Below are 15,536 nucleotides of genomic sequence, written 5' to 3' on the forward strand. Positions count from 1 at the left end.
TGTTGGTTTTTCCTAATTTAAACGGAATTTTTCCGTTTATTTTTCAGGAAACACTACTATATAGTGCAAAAAAATGCTTGGAGACACAATGTTCCAAGCATTTTTGCTAATTAATTTGTCTGTTAATTCAAGTGTTCTTGTCCATTTGACAAACTTCGGGGAGTGACAGGCACCAAATAATCTTCAATCATTTTTACATTCTTCAAATTCTTTCCATAATCCACAACAGTAGTGGCAACCGCAGGCTTACTTTGTATATGTACCTTAGATCTTTCTTCATCTACCTTCTCTACAAAAACGGATATCTTGTCGCCCCAGGTTAAGGCGTTTACTGCTGTTTTCGCATGGATCTTACCTTCCTGATCGTTCTCATAGGTTATTTTGGTTCCGTTGATGGAAAGAACAGCTTTTTTACATAGCTCGAAGGCAGATTTGTATGGCAAGGTTAATTCAATTTGTTTTTCCTGCTTCACACTAGTAGTTCCTGATTCTCCAATTGACTTCATTGAAACTTTGTTAATGATTCCTAGGATAATCGTCATTCCTAGTCCAAAGAAGAGACCTACCATAATCCCTATTTCCAATTCTTGAAACATAAGTCCCATGATGAATCCAAAAGGAATGCTAGTGAAGAAAAAAATTTGCAGCAGCTTCTTCATCCTTTATCTTCCTCCTTTAAGCACACCCACATGTTGTAGAAACGCTGTTGTCATATCGACAAAATTCGGGAAGTGACAGGCACCACTCACACTCCGGACCAGCACCTCTTCTAAGCAGGGAACCTACTCCGGAACCCCAACCGCATTCACAGGATAAAACCGAAACTTCACTTCACCAATTACCGAGTCGTAGGGAACGAATCCAAATATTCTGCTGTCCTTGCTGTCTAAGCGATTGTCTCCCATTACAAAGAGCATGTCTTTTGGTACTTTTGTTTCTCCTGTGATTTCTTCAAGCGTGAAATCAAATGTTAATTCTTCTAATGTATTATTTTCTTTATTTTCTCTTAAATACTCTTCTGGGAATTCTTCGCCATTGATAGAAAGAACATCATCTTCCATTTTAATCGTATCGCCTGGTAGACCTATTACTCTCTTTATATAGTGTTCTCCTTCAAGGTCTGGAGCATCAAACACGACCACATCGAAGCGCTGGATCTCTGATGTTTTACTCAGTATCACCCTATCTGCATCATGAAAAGTAGGTGACATTGACTCCCCAAATACAGACGTTGGTGTAAAGATAAATTGGCGACAAACAAAAACAATGATGATCGCAAGCGCAAATGTTTTCAGCCAAGATAGAACTTCTTTTTTTGTACTAGCTTTCATTCTTGATCTTCACCTCATATTTTTATTTTTCTATAAAAGCACTTCCAGTTTTAAGCAGTTTTTCAACCTCTTAAATCATACCACATCTCTAAAAAGTATTTCCCACCCTTTCCCATAAAAGAAAAGGTTGTTTTTCTATTCATTTTCACCTTTAAACATCATATAATAAAATTTGTCTGTTATAAACTGTTAGGAGTTGAAAAAATTGGAAAATAATAAGAACCTTGTCCATAAGCATGAAGAAACGCTATTTATTATCTGTATCATCGTCAGCGTTCTTATGGCATTATACTTACTTCTTTCGATCATTGGTGTTTTTATCGTATTAGCAATTGGATTATTATCACTATTTTCGCATGCTCTTTCTATGGCTCACATTCAATTAAACGGGGTGAGATTAAGAGAAAATCAGTTTCCTGAGCTTCACAATAAGGTGATCACTCTTTGTCAAAAGATGAATTTAGACAAGATCCCTGAAGTGTATGTGATTGAATCTGGTGGACTATTAAATGCTTTCGCTACAAAAGTTCTCGCATTATTCGGGAAAAACATGGTTGTGCTATATTCTGATTTCATTGATATTGCAGAGGAGTCAGAGGACTTTGATATTGATTATGTCATTGCTCACGAGTTAGCTCATATTAAAAGGAACCATATCGCTAAAAGTATACTACTCTCATTATCTATGTGGGTACCATTCTTAGGCACAAGTTATTCAAGAATGGCAGAATATACATGTGACCGCATGGCAGCTTATTATACAGAAAAACCAGAAAATGCTATTAATGGTCTTTTAGTTTTAGCTGCTGGTAGAAGGCTTTATAACAAAGTTAATATTCAAGAATATTTAACGCAATACAACGAAAAACGGGGGATTTTCGCTATTTTAGCTGAGCTACTATCAACACATCCTCCTATTCCAAAGCGCATACATGAAATAGAACGTTTCACATACGGAGAACCTTCCGTACAGCTTAAAAGCAGAACAAAGAGAATTGTTTTGTTAATGTTCGTTATCTTTGTTGTTATTCCTACAATTTTTATTGGTATTGGTGTAGGAACGGCAGTTGTTCTATCACAATTTGGCAGCAAGTTAGAACAATTTTTCATGGAAAGTGACTACGGATATAGCTTTGAGAATACTCCTTTAATGCAGGCTGTAATAGATGCTGATAAAGCAGAAGTAGAGGACCTTTTACTAAGTGGTGAAGACCCTAATGAAGTAAATGAGTATGAAGAAAGTGTCCTAATGATTGCTGTTGCAAATAATCAGGATGACCTTATTCCTTTGCTCGTTGAATATGGCGCAGATCCTAACTGGCAAGATAGCTGGGGATGGACGGCATTAATGAATGCTGTTTATAACGAGGATATAAATTCTACTAAAAGATTATTAGAAGCAGGTGCAGATCCTGCTATTACTGATTCTGAGGGGATATCCGCTGTTGATCATGCTTATGATATGGGGAATGATGAGATGATTACGTTATTAAATTCATATACTTATTAGGCTTCACCCAGAGAATGTCCAATATAGTACCTGTACAATCTATGAGTGCATAAATGGAAATCCTAAGATTTTGCTTAGGTTTTTTTTTATTGAACGCAAACAGTTATAGAAATCATTGCTTCTATACTCTGTTACATAGTTACCAGCCTTTATTCTGTTTGCGGGCATTTTTACCTCATTAAAATTCCTTCATCCAGGTTAGCCACCTCCCCCATTCCATCATTCAAAGCGAAGGAACGTTGTAGATTATCTCTAATGAGTAACAACAAATATTCTTAAACCTCTAATTGGGTCAGACCTAAGAAAAATAGGTGGTAGCCGTTCCATATTTAGTCCAGGTAAATAAGATGGGTTATTGATAAGGGGGTAATTTTACATGCTTTTGATCATCCTTACCGTTAGTCTTGTTTTATTTATAGGATTTTTGGAGTATAAAACAAATAACTCAAGACTTAATAACATTCCTGTTAGGATCAATGTTAACGGAATACGAGGTAAATCAACCGTAACGAGGTTGATTTTTTCCATTATAAAAGAAGCCGATCGAAAGGTGATCGGTAAAACAACTGGTACTGATGCGAAAATGCTTTATTGGTTTACTGATCAAGAAAAGCCAATCAAAAGGTCTAAGCTTGGACCTAATATTATAGAGCAGAAAAAGGTTGTCAAAGAAACCGTCGAACATAAAGCAGATACGTTGGTAAGTGAGTGTATGGCCGTTCGTCCACAATATCAAGTTGTTTTTCAGGAAAAGTTATTTCAAGCCAATATAGGGATTATTACAAATGTATTAGAAGATCATTTAGATGAAATGGGTCCTACTTTAGATGAAGTAGCAGATGCCTTTACATCAGCGATTCCGTTTAACGGGATTATTATTGTGAGTCCGAGTAAGTATACTCCTTTTTTTAGAAGCATTGCGTTAAAGCGAAATTCAACCTTCATTGAAGCTGATGTTAGCGCAGTTGAGGAGTCCTATTTAAGACAATTTCCTTATCTTGTTTTTCCGGAAAATGTAGCGCTAGCCCTTGCAGTTGCGAAGGCTATGAACATTGATAAGCAAGTTGCTTTACAAGGGATGCTTAAATCAACACCAGATGCAGGTGCTTTGATTGTAAGGAAAATAGGGAAATCAGAAAATCCTGCCTATTTTTTCAACGGATTTTCAGCTAATGATCCTCAATCAACTTTAACAATCTGGAACCGAATTTTGGAGTTAGGATATTCGGGTGAAAACTCAATCATTATCATGAACTGCCGACGAGATCGACTTGAGCGAACAAATGAATTTGTTCAAAAAGTTTTACCCCATTTCCCACAACACACATTAGTTGTGATTGGTCAATCTACTAGTCCCATTTCAAGGGCTGTTGAACAAAACGAATTCCAACTTCTTGACTATATTAATTTAGAAAATAAGGAGTCCAAAGAGATCGTAGCCGTCTTAAAGGATTTAGTTCAGCCAGGTCAGGTTGTCTATGGCATTGGAAATATTCATGGTGCGGCTAAGCGGTTTGTTAAGGAATTTGAAAAGGAAACGGAGGTTCTTTAACCGTGGAAATATCAGATTTATATCTTGCCTTAATTATTGGCAGTGGACTAAGCTTACTTTTTACTGAAAAGACAGGGATTATGCCTGCTGGAATTATTGTGCCAGGTTATCTTGCCCTTGTCTTTGATCAGCCGGTTTTCGTGTTAATGATTTTTTTAATCAGCATTGTAACTTATATAACTGTTAATCATGGTGTTCGCCGTTTTACGATACTTTATGGAAAAAGGAAATTTGCGGCGATGATGATTGCTGGTGTGTGCTTCAAGTTAATTTTTGACGCATTTTATCCTTATATGCCCTTTGAAATTTATGAGTTTAGAGGAATCGGCGTTATTGTCCCAGGCTTAATTGCCAATACCATTGAACGACAGGGAGCTGTTCCTACTTTTGTAACAACGATCTTATTAAGTGCTGTAACATTTGGGCTCCTTCTCTTAAATCAATTCTTTCTTAAGGGTGTTGTTTTTTAATGAAAGGTTCTTCGTTAACTTGGCGTCAAAAACTTATGAAATGGATTAAGCAGATGAAGAAACGAAACACCACACATGTGATGCTCATAACAGCTATCATTATTGGGGTAATGAGTTTTCTTCAGATCTATTCGTTAAAAGCAGACTATCAAGTTACTACCGAAAATGATGCAGAATTCACAGCAACCTTTGTGGGCGATATGATGTTTGGCAGATATGTTGAAAAAACGGCGAACATGAATGGTTATGACCATTTATTTCGCTACGTAAAGCCTTATTTCGAACAATCTGACTACGTAAGCGGCAACTTAGAAAGTCCAATTGTGAAGGGTCAATATGAAAAAGCAGAAAAAAGTATTCACTTTAGAGCTAGTGAAGAGGTTGGGCAACTTTTAAAAGAGAATCACTTTGAAACTATTAATTTAGCAAATAATCATATGATGGATTACGGTGAAAATGGTCTAAGAGAGACCGTAAAAACTTTAGAAAAATATCAATTAAAATCTGTTGGAGCTGGTGAAAACTTAGATAAAGCGTCCGCTATTCTTTATCAACAAATAAAAGGAAGAACCATTGCAACAATAGGAGCAAGTGAAGTGCTTCCCAAAAACTTCGCTGCAGATCAAAACACCCCAGGCATTCTTCCTGCTGCCCAATCATTATTGGTGCCAATCATACAGGAAGCAAGTCAACATGCAGACATGGTTGTTGTTCATGTTCATTGGGGTGATGAATATGTTTTTGAGCCTCAAGAAAATCAACAGAACCTAGCAAAAGCAATAGTCGACGCCGGAGCTGATGTCATCATAGGTCATCACCCCCATGTGCTATCATCTTTTGAGCTTTATAAAGGTTCCGTTATCTTTTATAGCTTAGGAAATTTCATTTTTGATCAAGGCTGGTCTATGACAAAAGAAACAGCCATCGCACAGTACCATGTCGATAAAAAGCAAAATCATTATGTTGAAATCACACCTGCATTTATCAAAAATGCCTCTCCTATTCCGCTAGTTGAAGAAAACGTAAAGAAAAACCCACTACTCCAACTCCGAAGAGAAATGATTTTTTCTCGTTTAACTAAGGGAGTAAACGCGGATCATTATGAAATAAAGAATGGGCGGATTTTTGTGCCTGTGGGAAAGGGGGCATAGGTGCCTGTGGGGGTGTTTGTGGGGACAGGTTCCTTGTCCCATTAAAAAAGGGGGCATAGGGACAGGTTCCTTGTCCCGGTCCCCCCTCCTTTTCTTAATAAAACCCAGTATAATAAAGTCTTTTCACATCAACAATATCATCTTTTCTACTAGTCGTTAACTCTCTAACGTGAACACCTTTGCTTTGAAAGGAAGTAAGAAAGGAATCTGAATTAACATACAATCCAACATAATCAAGTTTTCCATCCTCATCATAATCAAAGAAAAGAAGATCTCCTCCTTTTGCTTCTGTCAAAGGCAACGAGGCCCCGATCTTAAGCATCTCTTCACTACTTCTTGGTAAGGAAAGTCCGCTATGATGATAAACATGCTGAACAAAGAATGAGGAATCAATGGTAGTTAGTACTGTTTCGTTAACATCCGCAAGAGTAGGCAACTGTTGGGCCCCAATAAGAGATGTTGCGTACTTCATAACAGAATCGTTCACGATTTGATTTTGCTTTTGTTCATAACTATCCTTTGAAAACCTTTTTACTGCGACGATTCCATTCTTCCAATACTCACTAAAGTGCGAATAATTAACCCCGTATGACTGTGTTGCATGCAGCAGAGTATATTCATTTATATACATAGCAACATGATGTATTTCCTCGACCCCATCGTCCTTTGCATCAAAGAAGATGATATCCCCTCTTTGAATATCTTGGAGAATTGAATCAAACTGAAGCCTTTCTCCTGTTGAGTTTTTTTGAAATCCTGTTGAAAATTGCTCATAGTCCTGCACTGCCACAACAAGGTTCCCCTGCAATAGCTGTTCTTTAGAAGTTCGAGGAATCCATATCCCATTTTCTTTGAATATGGTCGAAAGAAAAGATGAACAATCAAACTTTTGTGAGGTTTCATATTCCGCCCCAAATTCATAAGGTGTCCCGAGATAGTGATTGGCACTTTTAATCACATTCTCTGTATAAGTCATTGCAGATGCTTTAGTACCTAGAGATAAAGTAAAAATGAAAATGATCAATAATCGGATGAAGGTTATTTTCATATGGTTGACTCCTCAAAGAATTTAACTAGATCATATTTTAATTCTTTCTACAGAACAATAGGAAATCATTCCTGGTGTGGGACAGAGGGACAGGCACCTTGGCTCATTTTAAAAACCCGACTTATATAAGTAACGGGTTCGGCCTCCGAAGACAAAAACTAAATTAGCACACCATTTTGCAGTCCTATTACCTTTTGCTTATTCTTAATTGGTAACTGACAGAGTTTAGATAAACGGAGTTTTTCCGGTTATACTGAAGAATCGAACTCATTTAGGGGATATAAGCGGAGTTTTTCCGATTAAGCAAAGGAAAATGGTCCATTTTTGTTTGTTTCGTTTAAATAGGTGGAATTTTTCCGTCTATTTAATCTATTTCTTGTGCTATTTCCTTATTAAGAGGAATTTTTCCGTTTATTTTAGTAGCTTATTTCCTGGCAATTCTTGAAGATATGAAAATCGTTTAATCGGGTGCTTATTTTGGTATAAAAAATGCTTGGAGCGTATGTCTCCAAGCATTTCCTTTGCTGATTTACTTGCCATATTGCTTTTTCATTCTAGTGCGAATTACTATATAAAAAGCAATGTTAATACGGATAAGGTACCTTGTCCCTCATCTATTAATATAGTAAATGAAAACGCTAAAAATATAATAGAGAGTCCTGTAAACACAGAAACTCTCTTTAGGAACAACACTAAACCCTATTCTTCTTTATCTTTCCCTTTATCGCCATTAGCATCTTTATTTTGAGCTTTTTGCTTATTTTCGTTCGCTTTCTCTTTCTGTTGAGCTTCTTGCTTTTTCTCATTAGCTTTTTTCTGGTTTTCCTCTTTTTTCATTGAAGCTTCTTGCTTTTTCTCGATAGCTTTTGGTTGATTTTCTGCTTTTTTCACTGAAGTTTCTTGCTTTTTCTCGTTAGTTACTTCTTTTGCTTTAGCAGGTTTTTCTTCTTTTGGTTGCTTTTCAACAACTGATGTTGTAGTGACAGTACTCACAGGCTGTACAGCAGTTGTTTCTTCTTCAGTAGCATTCTCTTCTTCTTCTACCGTTTCTTCATTCGTTTCTACTGGTAGTTCAGCATCAGCAAGGTTCTCTTCGGTTTGCTCTTCTGCAACTACTTCTTCTGCTTCTTCACTCTTTTCACTATCTTCAAGACCGAACTTAGCCGCCTTTTCCTCAAGCTTTGCTAGTTTTTTATCAAGTTTAGCAAATGATTTTTGGATATTTTTCATTAATGCCTTTTGTGCTGTAGGATTTTTCACTTGAGCTAGCACTTTTGCTAATGAGTCAATGTTATTTGCAAGCTTAACTTCAACCTCATCTTCAGTTTCTTCTAAACTTTCATCGGCATTTTCTTCTGCCACTGCATCTTGTGTATCTGTTGCTTCAACGATGTTTTCTGCAGTTTCTGTTGTATCAACCGCTGCTTCTTCAGATTCTGTAGTGTCGCCCGATACCTCTTCTGATTCAGCTAGGTGATCAGCTGCTTCCTCTTGAGTAGCAATAGCTACATTAAGTAGTTCTTCCGCTTCCTCACTTTTACCTTCAGCTATCAATTTATTAGCTTCTGCGATACGTTCTGCTGCAAAGTCTGCTAATAGACGAGCTTCTTCATAGTCATCATACGTTACGGCAAGTCTTATTTTTTCCATCATTGTCTTTACAAAATAGAAGAAATCTCCCGGAACTAATGAAGGCTCGTTTTCTTGAATTTCTTCTTCAGTAGTTTCAGTGTCAGTAACATTATTCTCTTCTACTTCTTCTTCAATTGTTTCGGTGTCGGTAGCAGTACCCTTTTCTACTTCTTCCTCAATTGTTTCAGTTTCGGCAGCAGTATTCTCTTCGTTTTCATCTATAGCTGCTTCTTCATTTTCTACTACATTTTCTTCTGTTGTAGTATCTTCACTAGTTGACGTTTCGTCACCTACTGTGATTGTTTCTTCTGTTACAGTTGGATCTTGCTGATCTTCCACACCTTCAGTTGCTAGTGCGGCAGTTGTGATTAATGAAAAAATAAGTGCCGATGCGATTGGACCGCAAACCATAAACTTCTTAAATTTCTTGTAATCCATGTAACTTTCTCCCCCTAAAATGTTAGTAAAATAAATCATTCGGTGAGAGCTGATAAGTATATGTCCGTACTTAGCAGAAAAAATGAGGAATTAGGACTGTTATTTTATTCCATTTGAAAGAGTCTATGTAGTTTTTCAGAGAGATATGGGTACCTTGCCTCATTTGAGATAAGTCTACATCGTTTTTTCTAAAAGAAAAGCCCATGCGAGATTTCTCTCACATGAGCTTTCATCATCATAATATTCAACTGGCCACGGGACCTGTCCCTACGTCCCCGGGACGAGGAACCTGTCCCCTAGAACAACATACCAGCGATCGCAGCACTTAGTAGTGATGCCAATGCTCCGGCGATGACACAGCGCACGCCTAGTTTAGCAATGTCAGGGCGTCTGCTTGGGGCAAGACCACCTAAGCCGCCTAGAAGAATAGCAAGTGATCCGAAGTTTGCAAATCCACATAAAGCAAAGCTAATAACAATGTTTGTTTTATCTGATAAATTAGCCATTTCAGGTGTAAATGCAGCATATGCTACAAATTCGTTTAAGACAATTTTTTGTCCGATGAAGCTACCAGCTTGAAGCGCCTCTGCCCAAGGTACACCGATCATAAAAGCAATTGGAGCAAAAACCCAACCTAATATCATTTCTAGAGAAAGTGATTCAAACCCGAACCAGCCACCAATTCCACCTAACATTCCGTTAACTAGTGCAATTAAAGCAATAAATGCTAGTAACATTGCACCTACATTAAGAGCTAAACCTAATCCATCAGATGCCCCGCGTGCTGCTGCATCAATTACGTTTGCTGGTTCGTCCTCTTTATCATCAATATCTTCTGTTGAATTCATTGATTCAGCTGTTGCCGCAGTTTGTGCTTCTACTGCATTTTTTGTTTCAGGAATCATGATTTTTGCCATGATTAAGCCTGCAGGTGCTGCCATAAAACTTGCTGCTAACAGATATTCAAGTGGTACACCCATTAGTGAATATCCAATTAAAACAGAACCTGCAACAGATGCAAGACCACCTGTCATAACCGCAAAAAGCTCAGATTGTGTCATTTTTGCAATATACGGACGAATAACTAATGGTGCTTCTGTTTGTCCAACAAAAATATTCGCTGCCGCTGACATTGATTCTGATTTACTAGTTCCTAATAGCTTTGAAAGTCCACCACCAATGATCTTAACAACCCACTGCATAATGCCAACATAGTAAAGAACTGAAATTAGCGAAGAAAAGAAAATGATAACTGTCAAAACTTGAAAGGCAAAAATAAATCCAATCCCTTCATTTCCTATTAAACCACCAAATAAGAACGTTACACCTTCATTTGTGTAGCTCGTAATATCTTGTATCTTCGTAGATAACCAGTTAAGCGCTTTTTGTCCAAGCTCCCATTTTAAAACAATAAAAGCAAATAATATTTGAATGGCAAGTCCACCTAAGACTGTACGATAATTAATTGCTTTCTTATTGTTTGAGAATAAAAATGCAATTCCTAAAATAAAAACAATGCCCATAATTCCCCAAAGAAAATTCATTATGGATCCCCCCATATTTTAAATTAAATAAAACTGTAATCCCTTTCATTTCACAATATGTCAGATGTCCTACCTCTATAAATTATGTTAAGTTACCACTAGATTAGTAACCGCATACATAGCATACATTATTAAAGTATTGTTTGTCAAACTAGTTTTGGTGGGAGAAGTCGAATTTTGTCGATTACCAGATACCCAGTGGCATAATACCTCCATTTAACTTATTATATTTAGTAGATAGTATGTACGAAAATGTGGTTAGTTATAGGAGGATTTATGTTACAGAAGTTTGGTTTTTCACAATATGAAAGTAGTGTTTATGAAGTTCTAGTATCTAGTGAGGAGCCAATGGATGCTACTAACATTGTTAAATATTCAGGTGTTCCAAAATCAAAGGTCTATGAAGTTATATCTCGTATGATTGAAAAAGGGATGATACTAGACTCTGTTTCTGAAAACAAAAAGTATTATACCGCGTTGCCATTATCACTTGCAATCGAAAAATTAAATACAGAATTTCAAAAAGATTTAAAACAGCTAGAAAACATTAATTTTCAAAAAAAGTCATATTATGATGAACATGTTTGGAGTTTGAAGGTTGATACTTCAATTCGGGCACAAAGCAAACAGCTTGTTCAAGATGCGAAGAACTCTATTCGAATTTCAACTTGGAATGAAGATCTTGAAGAGTATTTACCACTATTAATTGAAAAGGAAAAACAAGGACTGGATGTTGAGGTATTAGTAGTCGGCAGCATTGACACACCTCTATCAAATATTCATGCCCTTATTCCAGCATCAGAACACCAGTCACTCGAACACTTTCGCTTAATTATTGTAGATGAAAAAGAAGTGATATTCGCTGGTATGGAAGAGAGTGCCTGGCAGGCCTTAAAAACAATGTCCAAGCCATTTATTAAGATTTTTACAGAATTCTTCTACCATGATCTTGCTCTAGCAAAAATTAATGAAAAGCATTATGATCTGCTAATGAGTGATCCTGATATAAAAAGTACCCTCATGAAATTAAGATACTAATTAGAAAAAACCACTATAGAGTGGTTTTTTCTAATTCCTAATGCAAAAGTAAAGCCGAAGCAACAACATTCAACAGAAACAGAGTTGAAATCACATAAATCAGAGGTGAAACCTGCTTCCATTTACCAATAGCGATTTTCACAATCGGATACACAATAAAGCCGAACGCCAATCCATCGGCAATACTTGATGTCATAGGGATACAAATGATAATTAAAAACGCAGGAAATCCCTCTGAAAGATCATGAAACGGAATGTCTTTCACCGATGACATCATAAGCGCCCCTATTAAAATCAACACAGGTGCAACGGCATTTCCAGGGATTAGTTGAATCAAAGGCATGGCAAAGATCGATAATCCAAATAAAATAGCTGCTACAAAAGCAGGTATCCCCGTTCTTCCACCTTCCGAAATTCCTGCTGCACTTTCAGCAGAAGCGATTGTTGGACTTGTCCCAACTACTCCTGAAGCAATCGTTGAAATCGCAACCGCTTTGTAAGCACGAGGAAATTTCTTCATATCAGGCAGCATTCCGCTAAGTAACCCCATATTTTCAAATAATACAATCATCGTCATTGAAAAAACAGCGATCCAAAATGGGATTTGTAGTAAATTCAATTCGCTTAATTGAAATAAATTGTTATTCGATGTTTGGAAGTCCACGATACTACTATGTTTTCCATCAGTAAGTGCAATTGTCATCACACTCGTCACAACAATTCCAATTAATAAACTACCTTTAATATTCCGAACAAATAGTATTAAGGTGATGATAATTCCTACAATTGTTGAGACTGTCACTGGACTATTCAACTGCCCAAGTGCCAACATGGTTGTTTCACTAGATTGGATGATTCCACCCTTTTGTAAGCCTATAAAAGTAAGAAATAGTCCTATTCCAACGGTAATTCCATGCTTTAATGAAGTCGGAACCGATTCTAGTATTTTATGTCCATACGAAGACATGCTAACAATAAAGAAAAATAAACCTGACAAGACGATCACTAACATCCCTTGTTGAACGGAAAGCCCTAGTGATTGAACCATTGTATAGCTAAAAAAGGCGTTAACTCCCATACCAGGAATCATAATAATTGGGGCATTCACCCATAAAGCCATTAGTAGACATCCTATAACGGAGGCCACAATCGTTGCAATGACAGAAGCACCTAAAGGAATTCCGGCATCTTTTAAAATTAAAGGATTCGCCAATATGATATAAGCACATGTGAAAAATGAAGTAAAACCTGCCATAACCTCCGTTTTAAAGGTGGTCTTATTTTCTGCAAGCTGAAAATGTTCATTTAATTTTGAAGCATCATTCATTCCTCCGTCTACAGCTCACTAACAATTTCTTTTACTAACAATAAAAATTGAGCTTTAATGTTCTCCGTTGTTTCCATGACCTCTTCATGTGTTAAAGAAGCCTGAGATATACCTGCAGCCATATTGCTTATACAAGAAATACCGAGCACCTCTAACTCCGCGTGCCTAGCCACGATTACCTCTGGAACTGTTGACATTCCAACTGCATCTGCACCTAAAACACTTAAAAGTTTGATCTCAGCTGGCGTTTCATAGCTAGGTCCAAGCATACCAGCGTAAACACCTTCTACAACGTTTATGTTATTGTTATTTGCCACATTTTTTGCTAATTGTATTAAGCTTTTTGAATAGGCCTCAGACATATCCGGGAACCTTACGCCACCTTCATTTGGACCGATTAACGGATTTTGAGAGGTCATATTTATGTGATCGTTAATGATCATTAAATCACCTGGTTTAAAATTAGGATGTATCCCTCCAGCCGCATTTGTCACAATTAGCTGCGTAACACCAAGAGCTTTCATGATCTTGATTGGATATGTAACAGCATCAAGAGAATGGCCTTCATAAAAATGAAAACGTCCTTGCATGGCGATTACTTGTTTCCCTTTTAATTCTCCGATAACTAAACGACCTTGATGACCTGACACGGTTGAAACAGGAAAATGAGGAATTTCATCATAGTTAATATAGATTGCGTTCTCAATTTCCTCTGCTAATACTCCAAGTCCAGATCCTAAAACTAGTCCTACTGTAGGGGCAAGTTTAATTTTTGATTCGATATATTCCTTTGTTTCTTGAATTCTTTCACTATTTTTCATTGCTTTCTCCCTCCAGGTTAGCTAATAAGTTCTCTTTTTAACCGATTTGCTTCTGCTATTATTTTTTCTTCATCAATCGTTAAGCAGACTCCCTCTTTCACGACTTGTTTGCCGTCAATATAAACATCACAAACATCGCTTCCCTTAGCTGCATTTACTAAATGCGAATATGCCTCACTAACTGGTTGTAAATGGGCTTTGTCATAAGGGTATATCGTGATAAAATCAGCTTTTTTCCCAACTTTCAAGGAACCTGTATGCCCCATTCCAATCGCTTCTGCCCCGATTCTTGTTGCTAAAGCTAATGTTTTCTCAGCAGGTAGCTTCGTTGCGTCTTTATACATTCCTTTTTGCAGCAAAGCAGCCACTCTCATTTCCTCAAACATATCCAAGTTATTGTTGGAAGCCGCACTATCAGTCGCAATTCCCACTTTGATATCTTTATCTAGAAGACTAACAATATCGGCAATCCCTGATCCTAGCTTCAAATTACTTATTGGATTATGAGCAACTCTTACATCATATTCTTTTAAAATGTCTCGTTCTCCATCATTAAGAACCACTCCATGTGCCATTACAGTTGGCTGATTAAATATCCCTAATTTGCGTAGATACTCAACCGGACGAGCTCCAAAGCGTTTTTCTATATCCAAAATTTCATATTCTGTTTCTGACACGTGAATATGGATCATTAACTCATTTTCATCCGCAATTCTAAGGCTTTCTAGTAGAGCATCTGTTGTACAGGAATACGGACTGTGCGGTGCAACCATTGTTGTAAACCTTCCATCTGTGACAGTTTTGTAGATTTTAGCAAAACGCTCTGCTTCTACTAAATTTGTTTTTTGTTCTTCTGGGGTGCCCATGCTGAAGATTGTATGAGAAAAAGCCCCTCGAATCCCTGTATTCATGATGGATTCCATTACCACATCAGAATCGATTCCATTCGGGTTAAACATATCGGAGAATGTGGTCGTCCCTGTTTTTAACATTTCTAAAATTCCAAGCTGAGCACTGACAGAAGCAATCTCTGATGTATACTGTTGTTCCAGTGGCCATATCTTCGTCTCCAACCACGGCTTTAGCAGCATATCATCTCCACTACCTCGTAATAGTGTCATTAAAATATGTGAATGCGCATTAACCAGACCTGGAAGCACCCATTTTCCTTTTAAATCAACGACTTGGTCAACATCAGCTAATTCCGATAACTGCTTACCTATATAAGTAATTTGCTGGTCTTCGGTCATCATCATGCCATTTTCATAGACTTGGTTATCATGATCAAAAGAAAAGAATGTGGCATTAATATAAGCTGTTTTCATTCTATTGAACTCCTCCTTTTCTGGGTTTTCATTGTATCCGCTTCCTAAAGTGTTTTAGGTTACCACTATAAAGGTAACCTAAATGCATTGTTAATAGATTACACGGCAAGGGCAGTTGTTGTCAAGGTGCCTTGTCCAGAGGGACAGGTTCACTGTCCCAATTCATGTGGCGGCGGGACAGCGGGACAGGTCCTCTGTCCCGCTTCTTGTGAAGGGAGATGGTTAGAGAAGAACTATGGGTGCCTTAAAAACAAAAAAGCCCACGTGAGATTTTTCTCATGTGAGCTTTCTTATTCATTTTTAAAGATCTAAAGATGTGAGTGGGACGAGGAACCTAGTCACATGTCCT

The 15,536-nt window shown here is 37.3% G+C and carries 13 protein-coding genes; 5 read left to right on the forward strand and 8 right to left on the reverse strand.

Annotation, left to right across the window (positions count from 1 at the left end; genetic code table 11):
• Positions 1-122 precede the first annotated feature (122 nt).
• Positions 123-659 carry a hypothetical protein gene (locus tag MVE64_RS11060; RefSeq protein WP_247346433.1) on the reverse strand — a complete coding sequence of 179 codons (537 nt, stop codon included), beginning with the start codon at positions 657-659 and terminating at the stop codon, positions 123-125.
• A 123-nt stretch (positions 660-782) separates the two neighbouring features.
• Positions 783-1,331 (reverse strand): signal peptidase I, encoded by a 549-nt coding sequence (lepB, locus tag MVE64_RS11065; protein WP_247346434.1) that lies wholly within the window; start codon positions 1,329-1,331, stop codon positions 783-785.
• 205 nt (positions 1,332-1,536) lie between these two features.
• On the opposite strand from lepB, the gene MVE64_RS11070 reads away from it, so the two are divergent.
• The 4 genes from MVE64_RS11070 (at position 1,537) to MVE64_RS11085 (ending at position 6,014) form a co-directional block, all read left to right on the forward strand.
• Entirely contained in the window at positions 1,537-2,841 is a 1,305-nt protein-coding gene (locus MVE64_RS11070; RefSeq protein ID WP_247346435.1) for a M48 family metallopeptidase, read from the forward strand.
• A gap of 376 nt (positions 2,842-3,217) precedes the next feature.
• Positions 3,218-4,393: a poly-gamma-glutamate synthase PgsB gene (gene pgsB / locus MVE64_RS11075; protein WP_247346436.1), complete on the forward strand. Its 1,176-nt coding sequence runs from the start codon at positions 3,218-3,220 to the stop codon at positions 4,391-4,393.
• A gap of 2 nt (positions 4,394-4,395) precedes the next feature.
• Positions 4,396-4,863, forward strand: coding sequence for a poly-gamma-glutamate biosynthesis protein PgsC (gene pgsC / locus MVE64_RS11080; RefSeq protein WP_247346438.1), 468 nt, complete (start codon positions 4,396-4,398; stop codon positions 4,861-4,863).
• Positions 4,863-6,014: a CapA family protein gene (locus MVE64_RS11085; RefSeq protein ID WP_247346440.1), complete on the forward strand. Its 1,152-nt coding sequence runs from the start codon at positions 4,863-4,865 to the stop codon at positions 6,012-6,014. The genes pgsC and MVE64_RS11085 overlap by 1 nt, the downstream gene beginning before the upstream one ends.
• Positions 6,015-6,108: 94 nt before the next feature.
• On the opposite strand, the gene MVE64_RS11090 is transcribed toward MVE64_RS11085, so the two are convergent.
• The 3 genes from MVE64_RS11090 to MVE64_RS11100 all read right to left on the reverse strand — a co-directional run bounded on the left by MVE64_RS11090 (position 6,109) and on the right by MVE64_RS11100 (position 10,676).
• On the reverse strand, positions 6,109-7,062 hold the full coding sequence (locus tag MVE64_RS11090) for a C40 family peptidase (protein ID WP_247346441.1): 954 nt from the start codon (positions 7,060-7,062) through the stop codon (positions 6,109-6,111).
• Between the two features lie 699 nt (positions 7,063-7,761).
• Entirely contained in the window at positions 7,762-9,132 is a 1,371-nt protein-coding gene (locus MVE64_RS11095) for a DUF5667 domain-containing protein (RefSeq protein ID WP_247346442.1), read from the reverse strand.
• A 296-nt stretch (positions 9,133-9,428) separates the two neighbouring features.
• Positions 9,429-10,676, reverse strand: a complete 1,248-nt coding sequence (locus MVE64_RS11100; protein WP_247346443.1) for a NupC/NupG family nucleoside CNT transporter — start codon at positions 10,674-10,676, stop codon at positions 9,429-9,431.
• A gap of 276 nt (positions 10,677-10,952) precedes the next feature.
• Between MVE64_RS11100 and MVE64_RS11105 the strand changes: the two genes are divergently transcribed.
• Positions 10,953-11,714 carry a TrmB family transcriptional regulator gene (locus MVE64_RS11105; protein WP_247346444.1) on the forward strand — a complete coding sequence of 254 codons (762 nt, stop codon included), beginning with the start codon at positions 10,953-10,955 and terminating at the stop codon, positions 11,712-11,714.
• A 37-nt stretch (positions 11,715-11,751) separates the two neighbouring features.
• Here MVE64_RS11105 and MVE64_RS11110 read toward each other — a convergent pair whose 3' ends face one another.
• The 3 genes from MVE64_RS11110 to MVE64_RS11120 are packed head-to-tail and all read right to left on the reverse strand — an operon-like array spanning position 11,752 to position 15,187.
• Positions 11,752-13,041, reverse strand: coding sequence for an NCS2 family permease (locus MVE64_RS11110; protein ID WP_247346445.1), 1,290 nt, complete (start codon positions 13,039-13,041; stop codon positions 11,752-11,754).
• Between the two features lie 8 nt (positions 13,042-13,049).
• Positions 13,050-13,862: a purine-nucleoside phosphorylase gene (locus MVE64_RS11115; protein ID WP_247346446.1), complete on the reverse strand. Its 813-nt coding sequence runs from the start codon at positions 13,860-13,862 to the stop codon at positions 13,050-13,052.
• Between the two features lie 17 nt (positions 13,863-13,879).
• Positions 13,880-15,187: an amidohydrolase family protein gene (locus MVE64_RS11120; protein ID WP_247346447.1), complete on the reverse strand. Its 1,308-nt coding sequence runs from the start codon at positions 15,185-15,187 to the stop codon at positions 13,880-13,882.
• Between the last annotated feature and the right edge of the window lie 349 nt (positions 15,188-15,536).

This window comes from Metabacillus endolithicus, from assembly GCF_023078335.1.
Classification (GTDB): Bacteria; Bacillota; Bacilli; order Bacillales; family Bacillaceae; genus Metabacillus; species Metabacillus endolithicus.

Excerpts from the sequence above, each read along its gene's own strand:
- MVE64_RS11060 (WP_247346433.1), bottom strand. The coding sequence starts at position 659 with ATGAAGAAGCTGCTGCAAATTTTTTTCTTCACTAGCATTCCTTTTGGA.
- lepB (WP_247346434.1), bottom strand. The coding sequence starts at position 1,331 with ATGAAAGCTAGTACAAAAAAAGAAGTTCTATCTTGGCTGAAAACATTT.
- pgsB (WP_247346436.1), top strand. The coding sequence starts at position 3,218 with ATGCTTTTGATCATCCTTACCGTTAGTCTTGTTTTATTTATAGGATTT.
- MVE64_RS11085 (WP_247346440.1), top strand. The coding sequence starts at position 4,863 with ATGAAAGGTTCTTCGTTAACTTGGCGTCAAAAACTTATGAAATGGATT.
- MVE64_RS11090 (WP_247346441.1), bottom strand. The coding sequence starts at position 7,062 with ATGAAAATAACCTTCATCCGATTATTGATCATTTTCATTTTTACTTTA.
- MVE64_RS11095 (WP_247346442.1), bottom strand. The coding sequence starts at position 9,132 with ATGGATTACAAGAAATTTAAGAAGTTTATGGTTTGCGGTCCAATCGCA.
- MVE64_RS11100 (WP_247346443.1), bottom strand. The coding sequence starts at position 10,676 with ATGAATTTTCTTTGGGGAATTATGGGCATTGTTTTTATTTTAGGAATT.
- MVE64_RS11105 (WP_247346444.1), top strand. The coding sequence starts at position 10,953 with ATGTTACAGAAGTTTGGTTTTTCACAATATGAAAGTAGTGTTTATGAA.
- MVE64_RS11110 (WP_247346445.1), bottom strand. The coding sequence starts at position 13,041 with ATGAATGATGCTTCAAAATTAAATGAACATTTTCAGCTTGCAGAAAAT.
- MVE64_RS11115 (WP_247346446.1), bottom strand. The coding sequence starts at position 13,862 with ATGAAAAATAGTGAAAGAATTCAAGAAACAAAGGAATATATCGAATCA.
- MVE64_RS11120 (WP_247346447.1), bottom strand. The coding sequence starts at position 15,187 with ATGAAAACAGCTTATATTAATGCCACATTCTTTTCTTTTGATCATGAT.